The following is a 13,633-nucleotide window of genomic DNA, read 5'->3' as shown; positions in this document are numbered from 1 at the left end:
GCCGAACACGGAACGGACCAGTCGGGAGGCGGATCCCGGAGAGTCCCGGCAGTCTGGAATGACTCGAAAAAACGCACGTACCTACGGGGGTAGGCTCGACAACGGCCGGTGGGCGCCCAGTGCACCGGCATTCGACATGCGTGACATGTGGAGAGGAGCCCTGACCCAGGGTGAGCACCAAGCCGACCACCACAGACCTCGAGTGGACCGAGTTGGACCAGCGGGCCGTCGACACCGCCCGCGTCCTGGCCGCCGATGCCGTACAGAAGGTCGGAAACGGCCATCCCGGTACGGCCATGAGTCTGGCGCCTGCCGCGTACACCCTTTTTCAGAAGGTGATGCGGCACGACCCGGCGGATCCCGACTGGACCGGACGTGACCGCTTCGTGCTGTCCGCGGGCCACTCGTCCTTGACCCTCTACACGCAGCTCTACCTGGCCGGGTTCGGCCTGGAGCTGAACGATCTGGAGTCCTTCAGGACGTGGGGCTCCCGCACCCCGGGCCACCCGGAGTACGGGCACACCCCGGGCGTGGAGACCACGACCGGCCCGCTCGGGCAGGGTGTCGCCAACGCGGTGGGCATGGCGATGGCCGCCCGCTACGAGCGTGGTCTGTTCGACCCGGACACGGCGCAGGGCGAGTCCCCCTTCGACCACTTCATCTACGCGATCGCCGGTGACGGCTGCCTCCAGGAGGGCATCTCGCACGAGGCGTCCTCCCTGGCCGGTCACCAGAAGCTCGGCAACCTCGTCCTGCTGTGGGACGACAACCACATCTCGATCGAGGGCGACACCGAGACGGCGGTCTCCGAGGAGACCGTCAAGCGGTACGAGGCGTACGGCTGGCACGTGCAGCGCGTCGCCCCGAAGCCGGACGGCGACATCGACCCGCACGCCATCTACAACGCGATCGAGGCCGCGAAGAAGGTGACGGACAAGCCGTCGTTCATCGCGATGCGCTCGATCATCGCCTGGCCCGCTCCGCACGCGCAGAACACCGAGGCCGCGCACGGCTCGGCGCTCGGCGAGGACGAGGTCGCGGCCACCAAGCGCGTCCTCGGCTTCGACCCGGAGAAGTCCTTCGAGGTCGCGGACGAGGTCCTCGCGCACACGCGCCAGGCTCTCGACCGCGGCCGTGAGGCGAAGGCCGAGTGGGAGAAGGGCTTCCAGGAGTGGCGCACCGCTCAGCCCGAGCGTGCGGCCGAGTTCGACCGGATCGCGGCGTGCGAGCTGCCGGCCGGCTGGGAGGAGAAGCTCCCGGCGTTCGAGGCGGGCAAGGGTGTCGCCACCCGTGCCGCGTCCGGCAAGGTGCTGCAGGCGCTCGGTGCGGTCATCCCCGAGCTGTGGGGCGGCTCCGCCGACCTCGCGGGCTCGAACAACACGACGATCGACCCGAACTCCTCGTTCCTGCCGGCCGACAACCCGCTGCCGGGCGCGAAGCCGTACGGCCGCACGATCCACTTCGGCATCCGCGAGCACTCCATGGCCGCGGAGATGAACGGCATCACGCTGCACGGCAACACCCGTGTCTACGGCGGCACCTTCCTGGTGTTCTCCGACTACATGCGCAACGCCGTGCGTCTGTCCGCGCTGATGCACCTGCCGGTGACGTACGTGTGGACGCACGACTCCATCGGTCTCGGTGAGGACGGCCCGACCCACCAGCCCGTCGAGCACCTGGCCTCGCTGCGCGCCATCCCCGGCCTCAACGTCGTCCGTCCCGCGGACGCCAACGAGACCGCGATCGCCTGGCGCGAGATCCTCAAGCGCTACACGAAGGTCTTCGGCAAGGGCGCCCCGCACGGTCTCGCGCTGACCCGTCAGGGCGTGCCGACGTACGAGGCCGACGAGAACACGGTCAAGGGCGGTTACGTCCGCTTCGAGGCCGAAGGGCCCGGCGGGCAGAGCGCGGAGCCGGAGGTCATCCTCATCGCCACCGGTTCCGAGGTGCACGTGGCGGTGGAGGCGCGCGAGCAGCTCCAGGCCGCGGGCGTCCCGACGCGGGTCGTGTCCATGCCGTGCGTGGAGTGGTTCGAGGAGCAGGACCAGGGGTACCGGGACAGCGTCCTGCCGCCGTCGGTGAAGGCGCGCGTCTCGATCGAGGCCGGTATCGGTCTGACCTGGCACCGGTTCGTCGGGGACGCGGGACGCATTGTTTCGCTGGAGCACTTCGGTGCTTCGGCCGACGGCAAGGTCCTCTTCCGTGAGTTCGGCTTCACTGCCGAGAACGTCGCCGACGCCGCCCGGGAATCGATCGCCGCAGCCCAGCGCTGACGCTGAAATACGACACGTAGGAGATGCAATTTCCATGACAGACGCACTCAAGCGCCTCTCCGAGGAAGGCGTCGCGATCTGGCTGGACGACCTGTCGCGCAAGCGGATCACGTCCGGCAATCTCGCCGAACTGATCGACCAGCAGCACGTCGTGGGCGTCACCACCAACCCGTCGATCTTCCAGAAGGCGATCAGCAGCGGCGACGGCTACGAGCAGCAGCTCGCCGATCTCGCCGCCCGCAAGGTCACCGTCGACGAGGCCATCCGCATGATCACGACGGCGGACGTCCGTGACGCCGCCGACATCCTGCGCCCGGTCTTCGACGCGACGCAGGGCCAGGACGGCCGGGTCTCCATCGAGGTCGACCCGCGCCTGGCCCACAACACCGGCGCGACCATCGCCGAGGCCAAGCAGCTGGCCTGGCTGGTGGACCGTCCGAACACGCTCATCAAGATCCCGGCGACCAAGGCGGGCCTGCCCGCGATCACCGAGGTCATCGGCAGGGGCATCAGCGTCAATGTCACGCTGATCTTCTCGCTGGAGCGCTACCGCGAGGTCATGGACGCCTACCTGGCGGGTCTGGAGAAGGCGAAGGCCGCAGGCCTGGACCTCTCCAAGATCCACTCGGTGGCGTCCTTCTTCGTGTCCCGCGTGGACACCGAGATCGACAAGCGGCTCGACGCCCTGGGCACCCCCGAGGCCAAGGCCGCCCGCGGCAAGGCGGCTCTCGCCAACGCCCGGCTCGCCTACCAGGCGTACGAGGAGGTCTTCTCCTCCGACCGCTGGGCCGCCCTCGACAAGGCGCAGGCCAACAAGCAGCGCCCGCTGTGGGCGTCGACCGGCGTCAAGGACCCGGCGTACAAGGACACCCTGTACGTCGACGATCTGGTGGCGCCGAACACGGTGAACACCATGCCGGAGGCCACCCTGCAGGCCACCGAGGACCACGGCGACATCACCGGCAACACCATCGCCGGTACGTACGAGCAGTCCCGCGCCGAGCTCGACGCGGTCGAGAAGCTCGGGATCTCGTACGACGACGTGGTCCAGCTCCTGGAGGACGAGGGCGTCGAGAAGTTCGCGGCGTCCTGGAACGACCTGCTCAAGTCCACAGAGGCAGAGCTCAAGCGCCTCGCCCCTTCGGAGGGCTGAAACCTTGTCAAGCAGCAACCCGCTGCGTGACCCCGCAGACCGACGGCTCCCGCGTATCGCGGGGCCGTCGGGCCTGGTCATCTTCGGCGTCACGGGCGATTTGTCACGTAAAAAGCTGATGCCTGCCGTGTACGACCTCGCCAACCGCGGGCTGCTGCCGCCGGGCTTCTCGCTCGTCGGCTTCGCCCGCCGCGAGTGGAAGAACGAGGACTTCGCCCAGGTGGTCCACGACGCCGTCAAGGAACACGCCCGTACGGAGTTCCGCGAGGAGGTCTGGCAGCAGCTCATCCAGGGGATGCGCTTCGTCCAGGGCACCTTCGACGACGACGACTCGTTCGAGCGGCTGCGCGCCACGATCGACGAGCTGGACAAGGCACAGGGCACGGGCGGCAACTTCGCCTTCTACCTCTCCGTGCCGCCGTCCGCCTTCCCGGTGGTCATCCAGCAGCTGAAGAAGCATCACCTGGCCGACCAGTCGAACGGCTCCTGGCGGCGCGCGGTCATCGAGAAGCCGTTCGGCCACGACCTGAAGTCGGCCGAGGAACTCAACGCGATCGTGCACGAGGTCTTCTCCTCGGACCAGGTCTTCCGCATCGACCACTACCTCGGCAAGGAGACCGTCCAGAACATCCTGGCGCTCCGCTTCGCCAACACCATGTTCGAGCCGATCTGGAACCGGTCCTTCGTCGACCACATCCAGATCACCATGGCCGAGGACATCGGTATCGGCGGCCGGGCCGGCTACTACGACGGCATCGGCGCCGCCCGGGACGTCATCCAGAACCACCTCCTGCAGCTGATGGCCCTGACCGCCATGGAGGAGCCCTCCTCCTTCGACGCGGACGCCCTCGCCGCCGAGAAGACCAAGGTCCTCGGCGCGGTCCGGATCCCCCGGGACCTGGGCCGCGACACCGTCCGCGGGCAGTACGCGGCCGGCTGGCAGGGCGGCGAGAAGGCCGTCGGCTACCTCCAGGAAGACGGTATCGACCCCAAGTCGAAGACCGACACCTACGCCGCGATCAAGGTGGAGGTCGACAACCGCCGCTGGGCGGGCGTCCCCTTCTATCTGCGCACCGGCAAGCGGCTCGGCCGCCGCGTCACCGAGATCGCGGTGGTCTTCCAGCGCGCCCCGCACTCCCCGTTCGATCACACGGCGACGGAGGAGCTGGGCCAGAACGCGATCGTCTTCCGCGTCCAGCCCGACGAGGGCGTCACGGTCCGCTTCGGTTCCAAGGTGCCCGGCACCTCGATGGAGATCCGGGACGTCTCGATGGACTTCGCCTACGGCGAGTCGTTCACCGAGTCGAGCCCGGAGGCGTACGAGCGACTGATCCTCGACGTCCTGCTCGGCGACTCGAACCTCTTCCCGCGCACGGAGGAGGTCGAGCTGTCCTGGAAGATCCTCGACCCGATCGAGCAGTACTGGGACAAGCACGGCAAGCCCGCGCAGTACCCCTCGGGCACGTGGGGCCCCGTCGAGGCCGACGAAATGCTCGAGCGAGACGGACGGAGCTGGCGTCGCCCATGAAGATAGACCTCACGGACACCACGGCCGGCAAGATCAACAAGGCGCTGGTGCAGGGCCGCCGCGCCATCGGCACCCCCGCCGTGGGCATGGTGCTCACCCTCGTCATCGTCACCGACGAAGAGAACGCCTACGACGCCCTGAAGGCCGCCAACGAGGCGTCCCGCGAGCACCCCTCGCGCACCCTCGTGGTCATCAAGCGCGTCTCCCGCTCGCCCCGCGACCGCACGAAGTCCCGCATCGACGCCGAGGTGCGGGTCGGTGCGGACGCGGGCACCGGCGAGACGGTCGTGCTGCGGCTGTACGGCGAGGTCGCCGACCACGCCGACTCGGTCGTCCTGCCGCTGCTGCTGCCGGACGCGCCGGTCGTCGTCTGGTGGCCGGTGAGCGCGCCGCTCGACCCGGCCAACGACCCGCTCGGAAAGCTGGCCCAGCGCCGCGTCACCGACACCTACGCCGCCGAGGCGCCCGTACGCGAGCTCAACGCGCGTGCCGACGCCTACACCCCCGGGGACACCGACCTCTCCTGGACCCGCATCACGCCCTGGCGCTCGATGCTGGCCGCCGCCCTCGACCAGGTCATCTGTGACGTGAACGCGGTCGAGGTGGAGGGCGAGGAGTTCAACCCGAGCGTGGAGCTGCTCGCCATGTGGCTCGCGGACCGGCTGGACGTCCCCGTCAAGCGGTCCAAGTCCTCCGGCCCCGGCCTCACCGGCGTCCGTATGGAAACGAGCTGCGGCCCGATCACCCTGGACCGCGCCGACGGCACCCTGGCGACCCTCTCCATCGAGGGCCAGCCCGACCGTGCGGTGGCGCTCAAGCGCCGCGACACCTCGGAGCTGATCGCGGAGGAGCTGCGCCGGCTCGACCCGGACGACACCTACGCCTCGGCGCTGCGGTACGGGGTGGACCGGCTGAACGGGGCGACGGCCGAGGCCGTCGAGGAGGAGCCGGCCACGGTGAAGGCGGCCGTCAAGACCGCCGCCGCCAAGGCACCCGCGAAGAAGGCCCCCGCGAAGGCTCCTGCGAAGGCTCCTGCGAAGAAGGCGGCCTCCGAGTGAACACTCCGCAGCTCGTCGTGCACCGCGACAAGGAGCTGATGGCCCAGGCCGCCGCGGCCCGGCTGATCACCAAGGTCGTGGACGCGCAGGCCTCGCGCGGCTACGCCTCGGTGGTCCTCACCGGCGGGCGCAACGGCAACGGGCTCCTCGCGGCGCTCGCGGCCGCACCCGCCCGGGACGCCATCGACTGGGGCCGTATCGACCTGTGGTGGGGTGACGAGCGGTTCCTGCCCGAGGGCGATCCGGACCGCAACGACACCCAGGCCCGTGCGGCACTGCTGGACTCGGTGCCGGTGGACCCCGCGCGGGTGCATGCGATGCCCGCGTCCGACGGTCCGTACGGTACCGACGTGGACGCGGCGGCGGAGGCGTACGCGGCCGAGCTCGCGAAGGCCGCGGGTCCCGAGAACCACGGTTCCGTTCCCTCGTTCGACGTCCTGATGCTGGGCGTCGGCCCGGACACCCACGTGGCCTCGCTCTTCCCGGAGCTTCCCGCGGTCCGTGAGACGGAGCGGACGGTGGTGGGCGTGCACGGCGCCCCCAAGCCCCCGCCGACCCGGGTCACGCTCACCCTGCCCGCGATCCGTTCCGCCCGTGAGGTCTGGTTGCTGGCGGCAGGCGAGGACAAGGCGCAGGCCGCGGCGATCGCCCTCTCGGGCGCGGGCGAGGTGCAGGCCCCGGCGGCCGGCGCCCACGGGCGCTCACGCACCCTGTGGCTCCTGGACGCGGCGGCGGCCTCCCAGCTGCCGCGCTCGCTGTACCCGCCGGCTTCGGCCTGAGCCGTACCTGGGGCTGCGCCTCAGACCCCATTCGCGCAGTTCCCCGCGCCCCTGAAGAGGGGCGCGGGGAACTGCGCGGTCTTTTGCCCCTCACTTCACCGACCCGGCCATCACCCCTTGCACGAAGTGCCGCTGGAACGCGAAGAACACCATCACCGGAACGATCAGCGACAAAAACGCCCCCGGCGCCAGCACATCGATATTGCTGCCGAACTGCCTGATCTGTGACTGGAGTTCGACGGTCAACGGCTGCGAGGAACTGTCGGCGAACAACAGGGCGACCAGCATGTCGTTCCACACCCACAGGAACTGGAAGATGGCCAGGCTCGCGATGGCCGGACGTCCGACCGGCAGCACCAGTTGGGTGAAGATGCGCCACTCGCCGCCTCCGTCCATCCGGGCGGCCTCCAGCATCTCCTTCGGCATCTCCGCGAAGTAGTTGCGCAGCAGGAAGATGGCGAACGGCAGCCCGTAGGCGACGTGGAAGAGCACGACACCGGGAATCGTGCCGAACAGCCCCAGCGCGCCGAAGAGTTTGGCGACCGGCAGCAGCCCGATCTGAACCGGCACCACCAACAACGCCACCACGACGAGGAAGATCGTGTCCCGGAAGGGGAACTCCAGCCAGGCGAAGGCGTATCCGGCGAGCGCCGCGATCACCACGACGAGGACGGTGGCCGGCACGGAGATCAGCACGGTGTTCCAGAACGCCCGTGTCATCCCCGCATTGCCCAGAAGGGCGGAGTAGTTGTCGAAGGAGAGCTGACCGGGGCTGGTCAGCACCGTCCACCAGCCTCCCTCGGCGGTGTCCTGCGCCGAGCGCATCGAGGAGAGGAAGAGCCCTGCGAGCGGGGTGACCCAGACCAGGCCGACGATCACCAGGAACGCCTGCACCAGGCCGTTGCCGAGCCCCCGCCTGAGCGCGTTCATCGTTGACTCCTTCGGAAGCGGCGGACGTTGAAGACCATGGCGGGGACGACCAGGAGCAGGAGGAGCACACCGAGTGCGCTGCCCAGGCCCTGGTTGTTGCCGCCGCCGAAGGACACCAGCCACATCTGGGTGGCGAGCACGGTGGCGTCCTCCTGCACGGGGCCTGGCGCGATGATGTAGACGAGGTCGAAGACCTTCATCACGTTGATCACGAGCGTGACGAAGACCACGGTGAGCACGGGTGCCAGCAGCGGCACGGTGATCCGGCGGAAGATCTGCCACTCGTTGGCGCCGTCCATCCGGGCCGCCTCCAGCGCGTCGCGCGGCAGGGCGGCGAGTCCCGCACCGATCAGCACCATGGCGAAGCCGGTCCAGATCCACAGGTACGCGCCGATGATGGCGGGGGTGACCAGCGCCGGACCGAGCCAGGACACGCCCTCGTACGGCGGGCTGAAGTTCGACGCGGGCAGCCGCACGGTGTACGAACCGGGGTCCAGCCCCGAGAAGTGGAAGGAGCCGTCGGCCGCGGTGGTCGTGCTCGCGACCGTCTTCCCGTCGCGCGCCGCCTCGACCTTCACCTCGGGCAGTCCGCTCTCCCCGCGGTCGACCCGGCCCTCCTTCCCTCCCCCACCGGGTGTGAAGTCCAGGTAGACGACACCGCGCAGCTCGTCCCGGGCCGCCTGCTGCCCCGCGGCCGCGTAGGCGGGCTTCGCGTCCTTCGGCAGGTCCTTGGGGAGGACGCCGACGAGCCCGAGGCCGACCGTGTGGCCGGGCGAGGCGGAGGCGGTCGTACGGTACGAACCGTCGGCGCCCTTGGTGAGACCTCGGCCGTCGCGGGCGCGGGCGGTCGGATACGACGAGGTTCCCTCGAACGCGTCGTGGACGCCGACCACGGCGGCGTTCAGGACACCCTTGTCGGGGTCCTCGTCGTACGCGAGCCGGAAGATGATGCCGGCGGCCAGGAAGGAGACCGCCATGGGCATGAACAGCAGCAGCTTGAACGCGGTGGCCCAGCGGATCTTCTCGACCAGGACGGCGAGCACCAGGCCGAGCCCGGTGAGCAGCGTCGGCGCGACGACGACCCAGATGGCGCTGTTGCGTACGGCCTTGAGCGTGGCCGGGTCGCGGAACATCTCGGTGTAGTTGTCGCCGCCCACGAACCGGCTGCCGGAGGCGTCGAAGAAGCTGCGCCCCACGGAGAAGACCACGGGGTAGACGACGAGCGCGCCGAGCAGGAGCAGGGCGGGGAGGACGAAGACGAGGGCGATGATCCGGCCGCGGCGCCTGGCCCGCCGTCTGCGGTCGGCCATGTTCACGGCCGGAGGGCTCGCCTCTTTCACGAGGGTGGCGGTCATGGCGATCAGCCCTGGTACGCCTTGGCCGCGGCCTTCTCCAGTTCGGCCGCGGTCGCCTTCGGGTTCGAGGGGTCACGGAGGAAGTCCTGGAGGATCTTCCACTCGCCGGCGCCCTTGGTGCCGCCGAACGCGGCGGGGGCCTGGTCGGACATGTCGAAGCGGACCGAATCCCCTGCGGCGACCAGGGACTTGGCGGTCTCGCGGGCGATGTCGTCGCTGTAGGAGGCGAGGTCGAGCTTCTTGTTCGGGGAGAGGAAGCCGCCCGCCCCGGCCCAGACGGCGGCCGCTTCGGGGGTCGCCAGGTACTCCAGGAACGTCATGGCGGCCTTCTGGTTCTTGCCGTCCTTCAGGACGACGGCCGCGTCACCGCCGCTGACCACCGGCGCCTTGCCGCCGTCGACCGCGGGGAAGGGGAAGAAGTTCGCGTCCTGGCCGATCTTCTTGCCGAACTGGTCCTTGGCGACCCCGGCGACGAAGTCGCCCTCGTAGACCATGCCCGCCTCGGGCTTGGGTCCGAAGACCTTCTCGACGGAGCCGGGGAAGTCCGTGTTCAGGGCCCCCTTCTGACCGCCGGCCATGAGTTGCTTGTCCTTGAAGAGCTTGCCGAGGGTGGTGAGCGCCTCGACCACGGTCGGGTCGGTCCACTTCAGCTGGTGGGCGGCCAGGGCGTCGTACTTCTCGGGTCCCGCCTGGGAGAGGTAGATGTTCTCGAACCAGTCGGTGAGCGTCCAGCCGTCCTGTCCGGCGACGGAGAAGGCGGCGAGGCCCGAGTCGGAGACGGTGTGTCCGGCCTTCAGCATGGCGTCGTACGTGGTCGGCGGCTTGACACCCGCCTGGTCGAGCGCGTCGGGGCTGTACCAGACGGTCGACTTGTGGGCGGCCTTGAAGTACAGGCCGTAGAGGGTGTCGCCGACGCTGCCGTACTTCTTCCAGACGCTCGCGTAATTGGTGTCGACGGACTGTTCGGTGGTCTTGGAGAGCGGCTTGAGCCAGCCCTCCTTCGCGAACTGCTGGAGGACGCCGACCTGCGGGACCATCACCACGTCGGGGGCGTTGCCGCCCTCGATCTTGCTGCCGACGACCGTGGAGACGTTGTCGCCGGTGGAGACGAACTGGGTCTTGGCGCCCGTCTTCGCGGTGAAGGCGTCCAGGACCTTCTGGAAGTTCTTCTGCTCGCTGCCGGACCAGACACCGGCCACGGTGATCGTCTGGCCGCTGAGCGACTTACCGCCGCCTCCGGCGGCCACGGGTCCGCCTCCGCAGGCGGTGGCGCCGAGGGCCAGGGCGAGGGTGGTGCAGCTCGCGAGCAGGGTCGTACGTCGTCGCATCATCGTTGATGTCCCTTTCAGGGCAGGGGAACGGACGGAAAACGGAGGAGGAGAGAGGAGGGGAGGGTCAGGGATTCGTGCAGTCGCTGATCCACCAGGCGGCCGTGGAGCCGGGCAGCACGCCGGCCGGACAGGGGCCGCTGGACAGCAAGGGGGTGCCGGAGACCGGCGCGGGTGTGGGGGCCGTACCGAAGTTGACGGCGCACACCAGGCCGTCGTCGCGGACGAAGGCGAGGACGCCGGGCGGCGCCTGAAGCCAGCGCAGCGCGCCCTCGCCCAGCTGCGGGAGCCCGGCGCGCAGCTGGAGCCCGTCGCGGTAGAGGTGCCAGAAGGAGCGGGTGTCGGCGAGCGCGCGGTCGGTGGCGTACTCGGCGAAGTAGTCGGGCTGCGGCAGCCACGGCTTGGCGCTCTCCGCGCCCGAGGTGAAGCCGAACGGCGAGGCGTGCCCGGACCAGGGCAGCGGCACCCGGCAGCCGTCGCGGATACGGGCGCGGCTTCCCGTACGGCGGAAGATCGGGTCCGTCAGCACGTCGTCGGGCAGGTCGACGACCTCGGGCAGCCCGAGCTCCTCACCCTGGTAGATGTACGCGGCTCCGGGCAGCGCCAGCATCAGCAGTGCGGCGGCGCGGGCGCGGGCCGTACCGAGGCCGCTGCCCTCGGTGCCGAGCTCGCCGTAGCGGGTGACGGTGCGGACCTGGTCGTGGTTGTTGAGGACCCAGGTGACCGTCGATCCGGTGCCGGCTATGTCCTGCATGGCCTCGGAGATGACCTTGCGGAAGGCGTCGGCGCTCCAGGGCGCGCTGAGCAGGTCGAAGAAGAAGGCCTGGTGGAGCTCGTCCGGGCGTACGTACTGGGCGTGTTCGCGGGCCGTCGGTACCGAGACCTCGCCGACCAGCAGCCGGTCGCGGCCGTCGCGCCCGGTGTACTCCTCGCAGACGGACCGCCAGTGGCGCCACACGTCGTGCACCTCGGGCCGGTTCCAGGCGAGCGGGTTGACCGAGTCGCGGGTGCGGGCGTCGGCCTCCGGGTCGGGCGAGTCCGGCAGGTCGGGGTGCTTGAAGAGGCCGGCGGCGACGTCGATGCGGAAGCCGTCGACGCCCCGGTCGAGCCAGAACCGCAGCACGTGGTCGAAGTGCGCGCCGACCTCGGGGTTGCGCCAGTTCAGGTCGGGCTGTTCGGACGTGAACATGTGCAGGTACCACTGGCCGGGGTTGCCGTCCGCCTCGGTGACGCGGGACCAGGCGGGTCCGCCGAACATGGCATGCCAGTTGTTGGGCGGCTCGGCGCCGTCCGGGCCGCGTCCGTCGGCGAAGTGGAAGCGGGCGCGTGCCGCGCTGCCCGGCTCCGCCGCGAGCGCGGCACGGAACCACGGGTGCTCACTGGAGCAGTGGTTGGGGACGATGTCCAGGAGCACCTTGACGCCGAGGCGGCGGGCGTCGGTCATCAGCAGGTCGAACTCGGCGAGGTCGCCGAAGAGCGGGTCCACGTCGCAGTAGTCGGCGACGTCGTAGCCGTGGTCGTGCTGCGGCGAGGGGTAGAAGGGGCTCAGCCAGATGCCGTCGACACCGAGCTTCTTGAGGTACGGCATGCCCGCGCGAACCCCGGCGAGATCGCCGATGCCGTCGCCGGTGCTGTCCAGGAAGCTGCGGACGTACACCTGGTAGATCACTGCGTCGCGCCACCAGCGGTGTGTGTTGAGGGTCACCCGTTGGACCTGTCTGTGCGTGCCTACGGTTATGCATGCATGTTAGGTAGGCGTGTCGCACAGGTGTCAACGAGTAGGCAGCATCAACCGAGAAGTTGGTCAGTTATATGCAGACTTTTCGGGCACAAAACCCGGAGATGGGATGCTCCCGTTACCTAACAAGTAACTAGCAGGATGCCGACAGGGCACCTCGGGGTGCTACCGAGGCGAGATGGCTGCCAGCTCGCGCGCCAGCCGCCGTACCGCCGCGGAAGGCGTCTCCTGCCCCGTCATCGCATCGTGGACCACGGCCTGCACGACCAGGCTGACCTGGTCGTAGCGCGGGCTCTTGGGGCGTGGGGCGGCCGCGAGGACGCTGGCGCGCAGCGTGGGCAGATAGGGGAACTCCCGGATCAGCTCCGGGTCCTGGTACAGCGCCGCCCGTACGGGCGGCAGCGCACCCTTGGTGAGGACCTGGCGCTGCGCCCGCTCGGTCGTGAGGTACGCGATCAGGCGCGCGGCCGAATCGGGGTGCCTCGCATGTGTGTTGACGGCCAGGTTGGAGCCGCCCAGCACGCTCGTGCCCGGTCCGTCGGGTCCGGGCAGGGGGACCGCGCCGACCTTCCCGGCCACCGCCGATCCCTTGCCGGAAGCACCGACGTAGGCGTAGGGCCAGTTGCGCAGAAAGAGGAGATGGCCGTCCTGGAAGGCCTGTTTCGACTCCTCTTCCTTGTACGTCAGCGCCTTCTTCGGAATCCAGCCGTCGCGCACGCCGTCGGCGAGGAACCCGATGCCCTCGCGGGCCGCCTCGGAGTTCACGGTGACGCGCTCGCCCTCGTCCCCGAGGATCGTGCCGCCCGCCGAGTAGACCGCCTCCGCCGCGTTCACGGTGAGACCCTCGTAGGGCAGGAACTGGCCGGCGTAGCCGTCGAGTCCGTACTTCGGGGCGATGGTCCTCGCCTGTCGCTCCAGCTCGGCCCAGGTCCGCGGGGGCGCGACGCCCTCCTTGGCGAGGACGTCCTTGCGGTACAGAAGGAGTCCCGCGTTGGTGACGTACGGGACCGCGTACAGCCTTCCGTCGTACGTCGCCGTGTCCACGACCGGCGGCAGGAAGCTGTGGAGCGGGAAGCGGCCGCGGTCCAGCGGAGAGATCCAGCCCGCGGCGGCGAACTCCGAGGTCCAGGCGACGTCGATGTTGAGGACGTCGAAGCGGCTTCTGCCACCGCCGCCGCGCAGGTCGGTCGTCATCTGCGCGTGCGTCTCGTCGGCGGAGTCCGGGAGTTCGACGAGGGTGACCTTCTCACCGGGGTGAGTACGGTTCCAGCCTTCGAGCAGTGGCCCCAGATAGCCGGTGAGGTCCCCCGCGGTCGCCAGGGTGAGCGGGCCGCGACCGGCGCCGTGCGCCCCGTCGGCGGGGGTGCCGGAGGCGACGTAACCGGTCAGGACCACCACTGCGACCAGGAGGCCCCTACCGGCGGCACGTATCCACCGCATAGGTTCCTCCCTGTACACCGGCGTCGGGCACCTTCGCCCGACGTCAGTGGC

10 protein-coding genes are annotated in these 13,633 nt (G+C 69.7%); 5 read left to right on the top strand and 5 right to left on the bottom strand.

The features are described 5' to 3' along the window. Positions 1-170: 170 nt before the first annotated feature. Genes tkt through pgl form a run of 5 tightly spaced genes read left to right on the top strand, consistent with a single transcriptional unit; the run spans position 171 to position 6,791 of the window. Entirely contained in the window at positions 171-2,273 is a 2,103-nt protein-coding gene (tkt, locus tag AQJ27_RS08740) for a transketolase (protein WP_067364205.1), read from the top strand. A gap of 34 nt (positions 2,274-2,307) precedes the next feature. Further along, positions 2,308-3,426, top strand: a complete 1,119-nt coding sequence (gene tal, locus AQJ27_RS08735) for a transaldolase (RefSeq protein WP_067364202.1) — start codon at positions 2,308-2,310, stop codon at positions 3,424-3,426. A gap of 4 nt (positions 3,427-3,430) precedes the next feature. Further along, a complete protein-coding gene (gene zwf, locus AQJ27_RS08730; RefSeq protein WP_067364199.1) occupies positions 3,431-4,954 on the top strand; it encodes a glucose-6-phosphate dehydrogenase in 1,524 nt (507 codons plus the stop codon). Continuing rightward, positions 4,951-6,012: a glucose-6-phosphate dehydrogenase assembly protein OpcA gene (gene opcA / locus AQJ27_RS08725; RefSeq protein WP_067364195.1), complete on the top strand. Its 1,062-nt coding sequence runs from the start codon at positions 4,951-4,953 to the stop codon at positions 6,010-6,012. Before zwf ends, opcA begins: the two co-directional genes overlap by 4 nt. Continuing rightward, positions 6,009-6,791, top strand: a complete 783-nt coding sequence (pgl, locus tag AQJ27_RS08720) for a 6-phosphogluconolactonase (protein WP_067364192.1) — start codon at positions 6,009-6,011, stop codon at positions 6,789-6,791. Before opcA ends, pgl begins: the two co-directional genes overlap by 4 nt. A gap of 90 nt (positions 6,792-6,881) precedes the next feature. Here the strand turns inward: pgl and AQJ27_RS08715 are convergent, their stop codons facing one another. The 5 genes from AQJ27_RS08715 to AQJ27_RS08695 form a co-directional block, all read right to left on the bottom strand. After that, positions 6,882-7,721, bottom strand: a complete 840-nt coding sequence (locus AQJ27_RS08715; RefSeq protein ID WP_067364189.1) for a carbohydrate ABC transporter permease — start codon at positions 7,719-7,721, stop codon at positions 6,882-6,884. Further along, on the bottom strand, positions 7,718-9,076 hold the full coding sequence (locus tag AQJ27_RS08710; protein WP_067364183.1) for an ABC transporter permease: 1,359 nt from the start codon (positions 9,074-9,076) through the stop codon (positions 7,718-7,720). Before AQJ27_RS08710 ends, AQJ27_RS08715 begins: the two co-directional genes overlap by 4 nt. 5 nt (positions 9,077-9,081) lie before the next feature. Next, on the bottom strand, positions 9,082-10,407 hold the full coding sequence (locus AQJ27_RS08705; RefSeq protein WP_067364180.1) for an ABC transporter substrate-binding protein: 1,326 nt from the start codon (positions 10,405-10,407) through the stop codon (positions 9,082-9,084). 64 nt (positions 10,408-10,471) lie between these two features. Beyond that, complete coding sequence (locus tag AQJ27_RS08700; protein WP_067364177.1) at positions 10,472-12,109, bottom strand: glycoside hydrolase family 13 protein; 1,638 nt, start codon at positions 12,107-12,109, stop codon at positions 10,472-10,474. A 198-nt stretch (positions 12,110-12,307) separates the two neighbouring features. Continuing rightward, positions 12,308-13,582, bottom strand: a complete 1,275-nt coding sequence (locus AQJ27_RS08695) for an ABC transporter substrate-binding protein (RefSeq protein WP_067364171.1) — start codon at positions 13,580-13,582, stop codon at positions 12,308-12,310. Positions 13,583-13,633: the final 51 nt, after the last annotated feature.

The sequence above is a fragment of the Streptomyces olivochromogenes genome, from assembly GCF_001514115.1.
Taxonomy (GTDB): Bacteria; Actinomycetota; Actinomycetes; order Streptomycetales; family Streptomycetaceae; genus Streptomyces; species Streptomyces olivochromogenes.
This window is presented reverse-complemented; position numbering and strand designations above follow the sequence as displayed.

Excerpts from the sequence above, each read along its gene's own strand:
- AQJ27_RS08705 (WP_067364180.1), bottom strand. The coding sequence starts at position 10,407 with ATGATGCGACGACGTACGACCCTGCTCGCGAGCTGCACCACCCTCGCC.
- AQJ27_RS08715 (WP_067364189.1), bottom strand. The coding sequence starts at position 7,721 with ATGAACGCGCTCAGGCGGGGGCTCGGCAACGGCCTGGTGCAGGCGTTC.
- AQJ27_RS08710 (WP_067364183.1), bottom strand. The coding sequence starts at position 9,076 with ATGACCGCCACCCTCGTGAAAGAGGCGAGCCCTCCGGCCGTGAACATG.
- opcA (WP_067364195.1), top strand. The coding sequence starts at position 4,951 with ATGAAGATAGACCTCACGGACACCACGGCCGGCAAGATCAACAAGGCG.
- tal (WP_067364202.1), top strand. The coding sequence starts at position 2,308 with ATGACAGACGCACTCAAGCGCCTCTCCGAGGAAGGCGTCGCGATCTGG.
- AQJ27_RS08695 (WP_067364171.1), bottom strand. The coding sequence starts at position 13,582 with ATGCGGTGGATACGTGCCGCCGGTAGGGGCCTCCTGGTCGCAGTGGTG.